The organism is Micromonospora sp. WMMD1120 (assembly GCF_029626235.1).
Taxonomy (GTDB): Bacteria; Actinomycetota; Actinomycetes; order Mycobacteriales; family Micromonosporaceae; genus Micromonospora.
In genome coordinates this window covers 3,630,654-3,645,265 of the sequence record NZ_JARUBO010000005.1, presented here as the reverse complement: position 1 = coordinate 3,645,265, position 14,612 = coordinate 3,630,654, and the positions used below count along the sequence as shown (strand labels likewise).

The following is a 14,612-nucleotide window of genomic DNA, read 5'->3' as shown; positions in this document are numbered from 1 at the left end:
AATGTGAGCCTGTATGGCGAGGCTAGGTGTCCGGGGGTGCTCAGGTCAAGGAGTCATGATCAAACCCCCCGAACGGAGAGAAGTTGATTCGTCACGGTGCGCTGATGGCGTTGCGGACACTGACGGACAAACACGGCGGGACGACCGCCTTCTATGGGAATATCGTGCCTGTTCAGCTACGCAGAGAGCACGTCGGCAAGCCCACTGTGTGACACCAGCAACCCCGCGCCCGGCCCACTCGCCACGATCGTGCCGAGTCGTGGAATTGACGGTGTCGTCACGGCGACGCGGTCGCCGCCCGTGGTCTCACTCGGCCGCGCGGTCGTCGCGCTCCAGCTCGCCCTCGGCGTCGGCGAGCGCGTCGGCGTCGATCTGCTCGGCGAACTCGGCCGCCTCGGCGCTCTGCGCGGCGAGCGCGTCCTTCACCGCCCGGATCGCCACACCGGGCGGATAGCCCTTGCGGGCCAGCATGCCCACCAGCCGGCGGAAGACCGCGTCCGGCTCACCCCGGGCGGTACGCAGCTTGCGCTCCACGAGGGCACGGGCGGTCTCCGCCTCGGTCTCCTCGTCCAGCTCGCCCAGCGCCTCGGTGGCCACCTCGCCGTCCACGCCCTTGCGACGCAGCTCGTTGGCGAGCGCCCGGCGGGCGAGACCGCGTCCGGAGTGTCGACTCGACACCCAGGCTCGGGCGAAGGCGGCGTCGTCGATGATGCCGACCTCGTCGTAGCGGTCGAGCACCTCGGCCGACACCTCGTCGGAGATGCCGCGTTTGGCCAGCGCCCCGGCCAGCTCGGCCCGGGTGCGTGGCCGGACGGCGAGCTGCCGCAGGCAGATCTCGCGGGCCAGCTCGGACTCGTCGCGCGGAGTGGACGTCGGCTCGTCGGCCGGCGACTCGGCCCGACGCCCCCGGCGGGGGCGCGGCGCGGCGTCACCCGTACGAGGCGGACTGGCATCCCAGCCCCGCCCCGTACGGGCGCGTCGTCCTGCCATTGGTCAGCGACCGGTCAGAAGTCGACCGGCGGCAGCTCCGGGCCACCGGCGGCGTCACCGGCGCCGACACCGACGCCGAGCTTCTCCAGGATCTTCTTCTCGATCTCGGCGGCCACGTCCGGGTTCTCCTTCAGGAACTCCCGGGCCTTCTCCTTGCCCTGGCCGAGCTGGTCGCCGTCGTACGTGTACCACGCGCCGGACTTGCGGATGATCGCCTGCTCCACGCCGACGTCGATCAGCGAGCCCTCGCGCGAGATGCCCTTGCCATACATGATGTCGAACTCGGCCTGCTTGAACGGTGCGGCGACCTTGTTCTTGACGACCTTGACCCGGGTGCGGTTGCCGACCACGTCGGTGCCGTCCTTGAGGCTCTCGATGCGGCGCACGTCGAGGCGGACCGAGGCGTAGAACTTCAGCGCCCGACCACCGGTGGTGGTCTCCGGGCTGCCGAACATGACGCCGATCTTCTCCCGGAGCTGGTTGATGAAGATCGCCGTGGTGCCGGTGTTGCTGAGCACACCGGTGATCTTCCGGAGGGCCTGGCTCATCAGCCGGGCCTGGAGGCCCACGTGGCTGTCGCCCATCTCGCCCTCGATCTCGGCGCGCGGCACCAGGGCCGCCACCGAGTCGATCACGATGATGTCCAGAGCGCCGGAACGGATCAGCATGTCGGCGATCTCCAGCGCCTGCTCGCCGGTGTCCGGCTGGGAGACCAGCATCGCGTCGGTGTCGACGCCGAGGGCCTTCGCGTATTCCGGGTCGAGCGCGTGCTCGGCGTCGATGAAGGCGGCGATGCCGCCGTTGCGCTGGGCATTGGCCACCGCGTGCAAGGCCACCGTGGTCTTACCGCTGGACTCGGGACCGTAGACCTCGATCACCCGGCCGCGCGGCAGACCGCCCACACCGAGCGCCACGTCGAGCGCGATGGAGCCGGTCGGGATCACGGCGGTCTGGACGACGGGCCGCTCCCCCAGCCGCATCACCGAGCCCTTGCCGAACTGCTTGTCGATCTGAGCGAGAGCAAGGTCGAGTGCCTTCTCCCGGTCAGGTCCTGCTGCCATGGTTGCCACCCCTGCCTTCGCCGGCGTCTTTGCTGAGCTTCGCGTCACGCGGACACGCTAGGCGCTGGGTCCGACAGAAAACCAGCCGACGGGCCGCGAGCTGTGGACGAGCACCCCGCTGTGGACAATAGCCGAACAGGTGTACGACTCGACAAGCGACACGCGGAGGCGGCAAAAAGGCTGCTCAGCGTAGTCGAGCGGGCACCCGGTCGGGATACGCGGCGCAGACCGCCCGCCACACCACGTGCGTCTGCTCACCCGACGCCAGCGCCTGCTCGATGGTCCGTCCGCCGAGCTGGGACAGCACCTGGTCGCGGGCGATGCTGGCCGCGTAGCCCGGCCCGAACGCCTCCTCCAGCCGCGCCCAGAAGTCGGTCAGCCGCACGAGATCAGCCCTCCTTGTCCGACGCCCCGGTCGGCGCCGGGCGCAACGCTAGCGCCACCAGGGGTGCCGCCGCGACCGCCGCGAGCAGGGTCAGCACGGGATAACCGGCCAACTGCATGACAAACCCGCTGACCACAGCGGCGCCGGCGCCGGCCAGCCCCATGATCAGGTCACAGAGCCCCTGGACGTTCGGCCGCACCTCGGCCGGCACCGACTCGGACAGCAGCGTCGAGCCGGCCACCATCGTCCCCGACCAGCCCAGCCCGAGCAGGACCAGACCCACCGAGAGCCGGGGCGTGTGGTGCCCGGCCGTGCCGGCGACCGCGCAGGCGGCCAGCAGCAGCCCGACCCCACCGAGGATCACCGCCCGCCGACCGAGCCGGTCGGTGAGCCACCCGACCACCGGGGAGAACGCGTACATACCGGCGATGTGCAGACTCAGCACGATCCCGACCAGCCGCAACACGTCGGCGTCGGCGTGCGACTCACCGAGGCGCACCGGGGTCATCGCCATCACCGCCACCATCACCAGGTGGCCCACCGCCACGGCGGCGATGCCGAGCCGGGCGGCGGGCTGTGCGCGTACCACCGACCAGGCCGCACGCATCCCGGCCCGGCGCCGCCCGCTCGCCTCGACCGGCGCGGACGCCGGCGCCCCGGTCGCCGTCGCGTCGGCGGTGGGCTCCCCGGCCGCCGCGACTTGCCGCGCGGTGAGCAGCGGGTCGGGCCGGAGCAACCCGAGGAGTACGACGGCAGCCAGCACGAACGCCGCCGCGCTGAACGCGAACGGACCGGCCAGCGGCGGCAGCCCCCAGCCGGTGGTGATCCGGTCGGCCAGCGCGGCGAAGTTCGGCGCGGCCACCGCGCCGATGGTGGTGGCCCAGACGATCACGGAGAGCTGTCGGCCCCGTCGGGCCGGCTCGGCGAGGTCCACGGCCGTGTAGCGCGCCTGGAGGTTCGCGGCGGTGCCCCCGCCGAAGAGGAGCATGCCGAGCAGGAGCAGCGGCACCGAGCGGAGCACGGCGGCCAGCACCACCAGCAGGCCACCGACGGTGCCGACCGCGTACGCCAGCACCAGGCCCGGCCGTCGACCGTGCCGGGCCATGACCCGGGTGACCGGGACGGCGAGCAGCGCCGCGCCGACCACACCGGCGCTCTGCGCGACGCCGGCCAGCGCGGTGCCGGCGATCCGGGCGGCGAGCAGCGCACCGACGGCGATGCCGATGGTCACGCCGATGCCGCCGATGATCTGGGTGGTGAAGAGCAGCCGCAGGGTACGCCGCTGGATCGCCGCGACGTCGGGTCGGACGCCGGCACGCGGCGCGGTCAGCTCGGTCGCCATCGGCGCGCTCCTGTCGGATGGGGGTGACCTCATCCTCGCGCACCCGCACCGAGCGGCGGCAGTGGGTTTTGCGGGGGGACGCCGGCCGGGACGTGTCCGGCACGATCGGGTAGGGCGACCGGCCGCCCTACCCGAGCTGTCGGCGGGTCTCCGGTCGGTTGGGCACGGCCAGCGAGGATGCCAGCCGGTGGATTCGGGTCAGAGTGAGCGCGGCGACGGCCACGCTGACGGCGACGACCACGCCGAAGACCACAGCGAAGCCCTCGTTGTCGGCGGCGAACAGAGCGAGCAGGACCAGCCCGAGGGAGATGCCCAGGATGGACGCCAGCGCCCGCCAGGTGGCCCGCCGCTGCCCGGCCAGGTAACCGGGCAACTCGACCCGCGCCGCGCCGTCCCCGGGCGCGGTGCCGGTACGCAGCGCCTCGCGCAGCGGGTACCCCTCGGGGTCCCGCCGGGCGCCCTGCTCACCCGCCACCCGCCTGCCCAGATAGAGCGCGGGGCCGATCACGACCGCGTTCAGCGCGGCGTTCAGCACGAGCTCGACCAGTGGCTCGTGCCGGTCGAAGAGCCACCGCACCGGCACCCCGATGAGCAGTGTCGCCGGCACCCAGTAGACGGCCACCAACTGCAACACGGTCGCCCGCTCGACGAATCGTCGCCACCTGGAGCGGCCGATGGCCGCGGTGGGCGCACCGGTACGACGCTCGTTGCTGTCCGCATCCATCGACACCCGGTACCCAGCCGCAGGGATCGTGAAGCACGGTCGATGGTGGACGGTCCCAGCCGGCGGCTGGGCGGAGACCGTCCACGATCTGGGGCCTCAGCCGGCCATCACCCGCTGGTGCAGCGCGGAGACCGCCGAACGGGCCGCCACGAAAGCGCCGTGTTGCCAGGCCACCTCGTGGCTGAGCCAGTCACCGGCGAAGTAGACCCGACCGGCCGGCTGGAGCAGCAGGTTGTAGCCCGGCGTGCCGTACCGGGGTGAGGTCCAGGCGCCCTCGATGTAGCGGGTCCGGTCCCAGGCGTGGGAGTACGAGGTGACCAGCTCACTGCGGTACTTGTCACCATGGATCTTCACACCCTGGCTGATCGCGCGCTCGCTACGCTGCTCCGGCGTCAGCCCGCTGTACGCACGGGCGTTCGCCCCGGTGTTGTAGTAGCCGACGACCAGGCCGCGCTTGCCGTGGAACCCGTACGACGGGTACCAGATGTGCGAGAGGTCCAGGTCGGTCTCGGTGATGCCGCCGTAGATCCGCTGGTCGGTCTCCCACCAACGGCTGCGGTATTCCAGGCCGATCTTTCCGGAAGCGGTGACCGGGAAGTCGGCAAGGGCCGCGGTCACCGCCGCGCCGAGGTTGTGCGGTACGCGGGCCATCAGGTGCGGCGGCATCGTGGCCACGCAGTAGTCGGCGGTGATCTGCGACTGCCGGCCGCCCTGCCGGTAGGTCACCTCGACCCGGCTGCCCCGGTCGGTCACCTCGGTCACCTCGGCGTTGAGTCGGATGCGGTGCGGGCCCACCGCCCTGGCCAGGGCTCGGGGGATCTGGTCCATGCCGCCGACCGGCTGGAACATCAGCATGGCCTGGTCGTAGCCGAACTCGAAGGAGAAGTACCGACCCACGTTGCTGGCGAAGACGTCGGAGAGCGCGGGCGGGGCGCCGAGCGGACTGCCCACGTCGTTGCCCGCGCCCGGGTACGCGGAGAAGCCACGACGGCTGCCTCCGGTGTACGCCCAGTCGCTGGCACGTCCGCCGATCGCGCCGAAGCTCTGCAGGAACGACAGCAGCCGCTCGCGGTCCTCGGCGGTCAGCCGCGCGTCCAGCGCACCCTGGTCGGTGGCCTTCGCCAGCAGTTCCGAGACGTAGCCGTAGACGTCCGCCTTGGCGGTGCGGTACCGGACCGGCTCGGTCATCCCGGCGGACTCGTTGTAGATCCACGCGTCGGCGTTCTGGTTGGTGAACACCTCGACGGGTACGCCGAGTTCCCGGCAGTAGTCCATCGTGACCATCCACTGCGCGATCCGACCCGGCCCGGCGTTGAAGTAGATCCCGTCGGAGAAGCCCGCCCGCTGGGTGCGGCCGTCCAGGTCCGTCTCGACGTCGCCGCCCCGGATGGTCAGGTTGCGCCCACCGACGCGGTGCCGCGCCTCGAGGACGGTGCAGTGGTAACCCGCCTTGCCCAGCTCGTACGCGGTGGTGAGCCCCGCGATGCCACCACCGAGGACGACCACGCTCGCGCCCGGTCGTCCGGTCAGCGTGAAGTCGGAGCGCTCCGGCGCGCGGAAGGCCGGCGACACCGCCCCGGCCGGGTTGGGGGCGAGCCCGATGGCGCCCATCGTGGCGAGCATCGCGCCGGCGCCGCCACTGATACCCACCGTACGGAGAAACCCGCGTCGGCTGACCATCGACTGCGTCTGATCGCTCATAACGGCCTCCCTGCAAGATCGACTCGCCTGAGTCTGCAGAGGACCTGTTACGCGCGTCACGCATCGACGTTTCGGACCCGTATCGCCTCGCCGCCCGACCGGGGCGTCGCTGTCCGCAGGCAGCGTCCACAGTGCGGTCCGCACGACCTGGGGACGGGGACGGCTGGCGCCGTCGCTAGCCGGGCAGGGCGCGCGCGACGACGGTGAGGTCGGTGACCAGCCCCTCGTACGCCCTGTCCTGGTCGTCGGCGCGCAGCACGGCGGACGGGTGGATGGTCGCCAGCAGCCGGGCCTCCGGCGCGTCGGCCACCGCGCCGGCGCTGTCGATCGGCACCCGGGCGAAGTCCTCCGGGCGCTGGGCCGACTGCGGCCACGGCAGCAGCTCGCCCCGCTGCCGGGTGACCCGGAAGGACGGGCCGAGCAGCGCCTTGGCGGCTGTCGCGCCGAGCACCACCACGATCTCCGGGCGCAGTCGGGCGAACTCGGCGACCAGCCAGGGCCGGCAGGCGGTGATGTGCACCTGGTCCGGAGTCTGGTGGATCCGCCGCTTGCCGCGCAGCTCGAAGCGGAAGTGCTTGACGGTGTTGGTCAGGTAGAGGTGACGCGGGTCCAGGCCCGCGTCGTCGACCGCCCGGCGCAGCAGGCGCCCGGCCGGGCCGACGAAGGGCAGCCCTTTCTGGTCCTCCATGTCGCCGGGCTGCTCGCCGACGAGCACCACGCGGGCGCTCTCGTCACCGCGGCCGAAGACCGTCTGGGAGGCGTCCCGGTACAGCTCGCAGCCGCGACAGCCGCCGGCGGCGGCGCGCAGGTCGTCAATGGTGTCGGCGTCGGGCGGGATGAACCGCTGGGCGCCCGGCGCGTTCCCGGTCTGCTCGGCCATGCCGACTGTTATATACCCCTTCGATGCGCGCTGCCGGATACGCTCCAGCGCATCGACCGCACCGGTCAGTAACCGTTGCCACCGCCGTCGCCACCGGACGCGATCGCGATCAGCACGATGACGATGATGATCACCGCGACCGCGACCGCGATCCAGACACCCCGCCGAGACCCACCTGAAGCCATAACCGTCACACCTCCGGCGGCCCGCATACCCGCCAGCACCACCCCGAATCCGCGCGATCTTGTGCTTTCTGTCGGGACAAAGATTCTCATACCGGGATGTTTCAGCTACACAACCCGCAAGATCGCGGCGGTGGGTGGTGCGGGTCAGATGAGGAAGCCGTGGGGTGGAGTGGGGCTCTCGGCCCGGGCCAGGGCGGCGGCCAAAGGGGCCAGGTCGGACTGATCCAGGGAGCTGACGGTGATGCGCACGGCGGGCGGGGCGGCGATCCGGTAGAGGGCGCCGGGCGCCACCGCCCAGCCGGCGTCGCGCAGCGCGGTCACCGCGCTGGTCTCGTCCGCCACCGGCAGCCACACGTTGATGCCGCTGCGGCCGTGCGCGCTCAGGCCGTGCCCGGCCAGCGCGGCCAGCAGCCCGGCGCGCCGCTCCTCGTAGCTGTGCGCCGCCCGCTCCACCAGCTCGGTGACCGCCGGGTCCCGCCAGAGGGCGAGCACCAGGCGTTGCAGCACCGTGGAGACCCAGCCGGCGCCGACCCGCGCCCGGCCGCTCACCCGGGCCACCGTCGTCTCGTCGCCGACCAGCACCGCCAGCCGCAGGTCCGGCCCGAAGGGCTTGCTCACCGAACGGAGGAAGGCCCAACTCGCGGTCGCGCCGGCAAGAACGTTCAGGGGTACGCGGGCCAGCTCGGCAGCGTGGTCATCCTCGATCAACAGCAGGTCCCGCCGACCCGCGAGCAGCGCCCGGAGCGCCTCGGCGCGGGAGGCGGAGACGGCGGCGCCGGTCGGGTTCTGCGCCCGGCTGGTGACCACCAGCGCCCGCGCCCCGGCGGCGAGCGCGGCGGCGACCCCGGCGACCAGCGGCCCCTCGTCGTCAAGTGGTACGCCGATCGGCCGCAGGCCCAGCGCGGCGACCAGGTCGAGCAGGTTGGCCCAGCCCGGGTCCTCGACCGCCACCGCGTCGCCGGGACGCAGGTGGGCGCCGAGCAGCCGTTCGATGCCGTCCAGCGCGCCACCGGTGAGCGTCAACTCTCCGGCCGGCACCCCGTCGGCGCTCAGCCGGGCACGGGCCACCTCGGCCAGTTCGGGCAACACCCCGGCGTCGGAGTAGCCGACCGACGGGCCACCGTCGGCGGCGAGCGCCGCCAGGTGCGGGCCCAGCGGGGGAAGGAGTCGGGTGTCGGGCTCGCCCCGGGACAGGTCCCGGGTGCCGGCCAGCGGTGGCGGGCGCAGCGCGGAGCGACGGGCGGCCACCGGCGGGCGGGGGCGTACCCGGGTGCCGTGCCGACCGGCGGTGGCGAGCAGCCCGCGTTGGCGTAGCTCCTGGTAGGCGCGGGCGACGGTGGCCGGGCTGACCCCCAGCTCGGCCGCGAGCGCCCGGACCGGCGGCACCGCGGCACCCGGCGGCAGCGCTCCGGTACGGATGCCCGACTCGACGCTGGCCGAAATCTCGACGGCCGTCCCACCGGTGAACTGATAGCGTGCTGACACAATTCAGAGATTGTACTAGAACAAAGGGGCGCGCATGTATCCACCCACCGCCCGGACCACCCCCAACCGCTCCCGCGACCGGATGAGCTACGACAAGGCCGCCGCTCACGCCGTCCTCGACGAGGCGTACGACTGCGCGCTCGGCTTCACCGTCGACGGCCGGCCGCGGGTGCTCCCCACCCTGCACGTACGCGTCGGCGAGACGCTCTACCTGCACGGCTCCACCGGCAGCAGGCCGCTGCTCGCCGCCCGGGGCGACGACGGGCTGCCGGTCTGCGTCGCGGTGACGGTGCTCGACGGGCTGGTCTACGCCCGCTCCCAGTTCCACCACAGCGCCAACTACCGCTCGGTGGTCGCGCACGGCACCGCCCGGCTGGTCACCGACGAGCGGGAGAAGCTCACCATGCTCACCGCGCTCGTCGAGAAGGTCGGCGCGGGACGCAGCACGGCCTCCCGCCCACCCAACCGGCGCGAGCTGGCCGAGACCGCCGTGCTGGCGCTGCCACTGCGCGAGGTGTCCGTCCGGGTCCGCGCCGGTGGGGTCCGCGAGGACGAGGCCGACGCCGACCTGCCGTACTGGGCCGGCGTGCTGCCGCTGCGGCTGACCCCCGGGGCGCCCGAGCCGGACAGCGGGGTCACCGCGCCGCTGCCGCCGTTCCTGCGGGCCGCCCGCACGCCCTGGCACGACCCGGTGCCGTTGCACGGCGAGCACGTCCGGCTCGAACCGCTGACCCTGGCGCACGCCGACGAGTTGCACGCCGCCACAGCGGACGCCGAGGTGTGGCGGCACCTCAACGTGGCACAGCCGGCCACGCCGGCCGGGATCGCCGAGGTGATCGGCACCGCCCTCGCCGCCCAGCACCGCGGTGAGCGGGTGGCCTGGGTGCAGCGGTGCGCGGCGACCGGGGCGGTGGTCGGCAGCACGTCCTACTACGACATCGACCCGCAGCGCCGGGCGGTGGCGATCGGGCACACCTTCCTCGGCCGACCCTGGTGGCGTACCGGGATCAACACCGAGGCGAAGCTGCTCCTGCTCGGCAGGGCCTTCGACGACCTGGGCGCGGTACGGGTCGCGCTGCACACCGACATCCGCAACCTCCGCTCGCAGGCGGCCATCGAACGGCTCGGCGCCACCCGGGAGGGGGTGCTGCGGATGCACCGGCAGCGCCCGGACGGTTCCTGGCGGGACACCGTCACCTACTCGATGACCGTCGACGAGTGGCCGAGCGCACAACTCCGGCTGCGAGAAAGACTTCGCCGTACGGCACCGGTGGCGTGATGATGGCGGGCGTGCTGGGGATCACCGACATCTGGACTTACGTGCTGGGCACCGTGGCCATCATCCTGCTGCCCGGGCCGAACTCGCTCTTCGTGCTCTCCACCGCCGCCAAACGGGGCGTGGCGACCGGCTACCGGGCGGCCGGCGGGGTGTTCGTCGGTGACGGGGTGCTGATGATCCTCTCCGCGGCCGGAGTGGCGTCGCTGCTCAAGGCGTACCCCCCGCTGTTCTTGGTGATCAAGTACGCCGGCGCCGCGTACCTCGGTTATGTCGGGGTGACCATGCTGCTCGGCGCCGTGCGGCGCTGGCGCGACCGCAACGACCCCGGCACGCCGCGGCTCATCGACGCCGCGGAGCCGGCGGCGATGCGCAGCCCGTTCCGCAAGGCGCTGGTGATCAGCCTGCTCAATCCGAAGGCGATCCTGTTCTTCATCTCGTTCTTCATCCAGTTCGTCGACCCCGGGTACGCGTGGCCGGCGCTGTCCTTCCTGCTGCTCGGGCTGATCGCCACGTTGACGAGCGCGCTGTACCTGACCGCGTTGATCTTCGCGGGCACCTTCCTGGCCACCCAGTTCCGCCAACGCCGCCGCCTGGCGGCCAGCGGCACGACCGCCGTGGCCGCCCTCTTCCTGGCCTTCAGCCTCAAACTAGCCACCGCCACCACCACCTAACCCCTACCCCCTGCCCCCGCCCGCCCTCGCCCCGTTGATCATGAAGTTGGCGCCACGACACGCCGGGCAAAGTGGCAATAACTTCATGGTCAACGGGGCGAGACGGGCGCAGGGGGTGGGGGATGCGGTGTTAGGTGCCGTCGCCGCCGGCGCTGCCTTCTCCGGCGGTGCCGGCGCGGCCGTAGCCGGGGCGGACCGGCTCGTCGGGGTGGCGGCTGACGTGGGCGGACCCGGTGATCTGCGCCGACCAGTCGGCGTGTGCCGCCGCGGCGGCGTGCCGGTTGATGGCGTGGCGGACCCAGCCGTCCACCGTGGCGACCCAGTCGCGCCGGTCGGCGTCCTCGTGCCAGATCCGGAACCGGCTGATGCTCTGGTGGGTGATCCCGGCCAGCGCCAGCCGGCGATCCATCCAGAGGATCGCCTCCAGACCGGCCGAGTTGGTCACCAGGATCACCTCCATCTCGGTAATCGGCCCGGCGTAGAGCGGACCCACCCAGTATCCCCAGCGCTGGTGCAACGGCAGTGTGTGCTGCACCCCGGGCAGCCCACCCTCCTGCAACCCGGCCTGACGGATCGTGAAGCCGAGCGTGTCGAGCGCCGCGAACAGGTGCTGCTGGGTGGGGATCGGGTGCACGAAGACCGGCACCATCGCCCCCTGGTCGAGGTCGGGGTCGAGGGACACCTCGGTCCGTAGGCCCATCCGCAGGCTCAGCAGCGGCACCCCGCCGAAGATCGTCACCGGGGTCTCCCACGGCAACGGCAGCGCGAAGTCGACAGCGCGCCGCCGATTGGCCGGTACGACGAACCGGCCGGCGATCGGCACCTGGTGGAACTGCACCAGGCGTTTGGGCGCGGCCGGGTCGTCCGGCTCGACGGTGGTGACCAACCCGAGCCGGATGTGCCGGACCGGCACGTCCTCCGGCCCGGCCGCGACCGTCACCCGCCCCGGCAGGTGCAGGCCCGGCCGGGTGCTCGGGTTGGGGAGCGTGGTGTGTACGGACAGCCCGGTCCCGCCGGACTCCGGGGACACACCCGTCAGCCGCACCGCGCGCCCCCCTCCGCCACGAACCCCGGCGGCCCGCACCAGCAGCGCCTACCCGGTCGGGGCGACCTCACGCCCGGCCGGACGGCCCCGGAACGGCACGACCCGGCCGCGCTCGGTCAACGCGGCCGGGTCAACAGTCACGGCACGACCCGGCCGCGCTCGATCAGCACGATTGGGCCAACGGTCACGGCACGACCCGGCCGCGCTCGGTCAACGCGGCCGGGTCGACGGTCAGCGCAGCCGCCTCCCGCGCGGCACCGCGTCGGTCTCGTCGTCGAACTCGCCGATGACCTCCTCCAGGAGATCTTCCAGAGCCACGAAGCCGATCGGACGGGCCGGGCCGCCGCCGTTGCGCACCAACGCGAGCTGCGACTGCCGGGCCCGCATGGCCGCCACCGCCTCGGTGACGGTGGACGTCGCGGGCAGCGTGAACGCGGGCGACATCAGCTCACCGGCGGTGGCGACCCGGCCGGTGGTGACCACCCGCACCGCCTCCCGTACGTGCACCAGGCCGCACACGTCGCCGGCCTCGTCCAGGACGGCGAGGCGTGATCGCCCGCTGTCCCGGCTGACCTCCTCGATCCGTCCGGCCGGGTCGTCGCGGCGGACGGTGACCATGGTGTCGAACGGTTCCATCACCTGCGCCACCGACGTGCCCTGCAACTCCAGCATGCTGGTCAGCAACTGGTGCTGCTCGGCGCCGAGCAGCCCGTGCTCCCGGGACTGCTCCAGCAGGATGCGCAGCTCGTCCGGGCCGTGCACCTGGGCGAGCTGATCCTGCTGTTCGACCCCGAACAGCCGCAGGACCGCGTTGGCCAGGGCGTTGAGCGCGGAGAGCACCGGCCGGGAGACCCGGGCGAAGGCACGGAACGGCAGCGCCAGCAGTGTCGCCGAGCGCTCCGCGTCGGTGATCGCCCACGACTTCGGCGCCATCTCCCCCACCACCAGGTGCAGGAAGGTCACCAGCGCCAACGCGAAGATCAGGGCGACGAGGTGACTGGCCGCGTCCGGCAGGCCCACCGCGTGCAGCAGCGGGCTGATCAGGTGCTCGATCGCCGGCTCGGCCAACGCGCCGAGCCCCAGGGTGCACAGCGTGATGCCGAGCTGCGCGCCGGCCAACATCAGGGACAGCTCCCGGACGCCGTCCAGCGCGGCCCGCGCCGCGCGGCCGCCGGAGGCCGCCGCCTGCTCCAGGCGGTACCGCTTGCTGGCCACCAGGGCGAACTCGGCGGCCACGAAGAACCCGTTCAGCGCCAGCAGGATCACCGAGAGGAACAGCGCGATTCCGGGGCTCACGCGGTCACCTCCGGGCGGCTGAGCTGCAACCGCACCGAGTCGGCCACGTGCCGGTCCACCGCCAGCACCTCGACCAACGCGCGGGGCGGCACCTCGCCGTCCTCGGCCTCGGCGCCCTCGGGCAGCAGGCTGATCTCCAACCGGTCACCGACCTCGGGCACCCGGCCCAGCTCCCGCATCACCAGTCCGGAGAGCGTGTCGTACTCCGGCGCCTCGGGCAGGGCGATGCCGGTGCTGTCGGCGACCTCGTCGATGCGCCAGCGGGCGGGCACCACCCACGACCCGTCGTCCTGCCGGGCCGGCGCCCGCTCCGGCGGGTCGTCCTCGTCCCGGATCGGACCGACCAGCTCCTCGGCGATGTCCTCGAGCGTGATCACACCGGCGAAGCCGCCGTACTCGTCGACCACGCACGCCATCTGCCGGTGCCCGGACCGCAGGCGGTCCAGCACCGTGGGCAGGGGCAACGTCTCCGGTACGAGCAGCGGCGGGCCGGCCACCGCGCTCACCGGCGTGGTCGCCCGCTTCGCCGGCGGTACGCCGAGCACGTCGGCGATGCCGACGACGCCGACCAGGTCGTCGACGCCCTCCGCACCGCGCACCGGGAAGCGGGAGTGGCCGGTGTCCAGCAGCTCGACAACCCGGCTGACCGGTTCCTGCGCCCGTACGGTGTGCACGTCGACCCGGGGCACCATCGCCTCCCCGGCGGTCAGCTCACGGAAGTCGAGACCCCGGTCCAGCAGCGTGGACGTCTCGGCGTCCAGGCTGCCCTCCTCGCGGGACTCGGCGATGATCTGCTCGAGGTCGGCCGGCGTGGCGCCGCTGGGCAGCTCCTCGATCGGCTCGATGCCGATCCGGCGCAGCAGCCGGACCGCCGCCCTGTCGAAGAGCCGGATCACCGGCCCGGCGATGGCCAGGTAGATGAGGGTGGACCGGCTCAACGCCCGCGCCAACGGCTCGGCCCGGGCGATGGCCAGGTTCTTCGGGGCCAGCTCACCGAGGACCATCTGGACCACGGTGGCGATGATCAGGGCCAGCACCACCGAGAGTGGCAGGCTGACCGCCTCGCTGACGCCGGCCAGCCCGAGCACGTCGGCGAGGCCACCGCCCAGGTACGGCTCGGCGACGTAACCGACGAGCAGCGCCGTGACGGTGATGCCGAGTTGGGCGCCGGAGAGCATGAAGGAGAGCCGGCTGGTGACGGTCAGGGCCCGGGCGGCGGCCTGGTCGCCGTCATCGGCGAGCTGGCGCAGCTTGCCCCGGTCCACGGCGACATAGCCGAATTCCTGCGCCACGAAGTAACCGGTGGCGGCAGTGAGAACAATGATCAGAAGAAGACCGACGACGATCAACACGGGTCGCTCAGGGCTCCCGGGGTCGTCGGTACGGGGATATGCCGGGCACGACCCGGCTGGCTACTGCTGCCCTCCTGGGCAGAGGAGTCGATCATGCCGCCATTTTATCGGCGCTGACTGGGACTCCGCTGAGGGTGGGCCGAAGGAGCGGATCGTCTGTTTTGCCGGGATCTATCCGGTGCTGCGCGTCAACCGCGCCGCGGGCGTCGGCCGAGT

13 protein-coding genes are annotated in these 14,612 nt (G+C 72.6%); 2 read left to right on the top strand and 11 right to left on the bottom strand.

Going from position 1 to position 14,612, the window contains the following annotated elements:
* Nucleotides 1–306 precede the first annotated feature (306 nt).
* From O7634_RS17165 to O7634_RS17130, 8 genes are all read right to left on the bottom strand, one after another.
* Nucleotides 307–990 (bottom strand): regulatory protein RecX, encoded by a 684-nt coding sequence (locus O7634_RS17165; RefSeq protein WP_278151128.1) that lies wholly within the window; start codon nt 988–990, stop codon nt 307–309.
* Between the two features lie 14 nt (nt 991–1,004).
* The gene (gene recA / locus O7634_RS17160; RefSeq protein ID WP_088990914.1) at nt 1,005–2,051 is read right to left on the bottom strand and encodes a recombinase RecA; all 1,047 of its coding nucleotides are present in this window, start codon (nt 2,049–2,051) and stop codon (nt 1,005–1,007) included.
* Between the two features lie 184 nt (nt 2,052–2,235).
* Complete coding sequence (locus tag O7634_RS17155) at nt 2,236–2,436, bottom strand: DUF3046 domain-containing protein (protein WP_278151127.1); 201 nt, start codon at nt 2,434–2,436, stop codon at nt 2,236–2,238.
* A gap of 4 nt (nt 2,437–2,440) precedes the next feature.
* On the bottom strand, nt 2,441–3,778 hold the full coding sequence (locus O7634_RS17150; RefSeq protein ID WP_278151126.1) for an MFS transporter: 1,338 nt from the start codon (nt 3,776–3,778) through the stop codon (nt 2,441–2,443).
* A 127-nt stretch (nt 3,779–3,905) separates the two neighbouring features.
* Nucleotides 3,906–4,502: a hypothetical protein gene (locus tag O7634_RS17145; RefSeq protein ID WP_278151125.1), complete on the bottom strand. Its 597-nt coding sequence runs from the start codon at nt 4,500–4,502 to the stop codon at nt 3,906–3,908.
* A 96-nt stretch (nt 4,503–4,598) separates the two neighbouring features.
* Nucleotides 4,599–6,203 (bottom strand): flavin monoamine oxidase family protein, encoded by a 1,605-nt coding sequence (locus tag O7634_RS17140; protein WP_278151124.1) that lies wholly within the window; start codon nt 6,201–6,203, stop codon nt 4,599–4,601.
* 175 nt (nt 6,204–6,378) lie between these two features.
* Nucleotides 6,379–7,083 carry a UdgX family uracil-DNA binding protein gene (locus tag O7634_RS17135; RefSeq protein ID WP_278151123.1) on the bottom strand — a complete coding sequence of 235 codons (705 nt, stop codon included), beginning with the start codon at nt 7,081–7,083 and terminating at the stop codon, nt 6,379–6,381.
* 329 nt (nt 7,084–7,412) lie between these two features.
* Nucleotides 7,413–8,753 carry an aminotransferase class I/II-fold pyridoxal phosphate-dependent enzyme gene (locus O7634_RS17130; protein WP_278151122.1) on the bottom strand — a complete coding sequence of 447 codons (1,341 nt, stop codon included), beginning with the start codon at nt 8,751–8,753 and terminating at the stop codon, nt 7,413–7,415.
* A 34-nt stretch (nt 8,754–8,787) separates the two neighbouring features.
* On the opposite strand from O7634_RS17130, the gene O7634_RS17125 reads away from it, so the two are divergent.
* Both O7634_RS17125 and leuE read left to right on the top strand, forming a co-directional pair.
* A complete protein-coding gene (locus tag O7634_RS17125) occupies nt 8,788–10,032 on the top strand; it encodes a bifunctional pyridoxamine 5'-phosphate oxidase family protein/GNAT family N-acetyltransferase (RefSeq protein WP_278151121.1) in 1,245 nt (414 codons plus the stop codon).
* The gene (gene leuE, locus O7634_RS17120) at nt 10,032–10,703 is read left to right on the top strand and encodes a leucine efflux protein LeuE (RefSeq protein ID WP_278151120.1); all 672 of its coding nucleotides are present in this window, start codon (nt 10,032–10,034) and stop codon (nt 10,701–10,703) included. Before O7634_RS17125 ends, leuE begins: the two co-directional genes overlap by 1 nt.
* Nucleotides 10,704–10,833: 130 nt before the next feature.
* Here the strand turns inward: leuE and O7634_RS17115 are convergent, their stop codons facing one another.
* The 3 genes from O7634_RS17115 to O7634_RS17105 form a co-directional block, all read right to left on the bottom strand.
* Entirely contained in the window at nt 10,834–11,748 is a 915-nt protein-coding gene (locus tag O7634_RS17115) for a sporulation protein (RefSeq protein WP_278151119.1), read from the bottom strand.
* Nucleotides 11,749–11,979: 231 nt separating this feature from the next.
* Nucleotides 11,980–13,044, bottom strand: coding sequence for a hemolysin family protein (locus tag O7634_RS17110; RefSeq protein ID WP_278151118.1), 1,065 nt, complete (start codon nt 13,042–13,044; stop codon nt 11,980–11,982).
* Nucleotides 13,041–14,396: a hemolysin family protein gene (locus O7634_RS17105; protein ID WP_278151117.1), complete on the bottom strand. Its 1,356-nt coding sequence runs from the start codon at nt 14,394–14,396 to the stop codon at nt 13,041–13,043. Before O7634_RS17105 ends, O7634_RS17110 begins: the two co-directional genes overlap by 4 nt.
* Nucleotides 14,397–14,612: the final 216 nt, after the last annotated feature.

Coding starts and splice junctions, on each gene's coding strand:
- O7634_RS17145 (WP_278151125.1), bottom strand. CDS start 4,502: ATGGATGCGGACAGCAACGAGCGTCGTACCGGTGCGCCCACCGCGGCC.
- O7634_RS17165 (WP_278151128.1), bottom strand. CDS start 990: ATGGCAGGACGACGCGCCCGTACGGGGCGGGGCTGGGATGCCAGTCCG.
- leuE (WP_278151120.1), top strand. CDS start 10,032: ATGATGGCGGGCGTGCTGGGGATCACCGACATCTGGACTTACGTGCTG.
- recA (WP_088990914.1), bottom strand. CDS start 2,051: ATGGCAGCAGGACCTGACCGGGAGAAGGCACTCGACCTTGCTCTCGCT.
- O7634_RS17135 (WP_278151123.1), bottom strand. CDS start 7,083: ATGGCCGAGCAGACCGGGAACGCGCCGGGCGCCCAGCGGTTCATCCCG.
- O7634_RS17125 (WP_278151121.1), top strand. CDS start 8,788: ATGTATCCACCCACCGCCCGGACCACCCCCAACCGCTCCCGCGACCGG.
- O7634_RS17140 (WP_278151124.1), bottom strand. CDS start 6,203: ATGAGCGATCAGACGCAGTCGATGGTCAGCCGACGCGGGTTTCTCCGT.
- O7634_RS17150 (WP_278151126.1), bottom strand. CDS start 3,778: ATGGCGACCGAGCTGACCGCGCCGCGTGCCGGCGTCCGACCCGACGTC.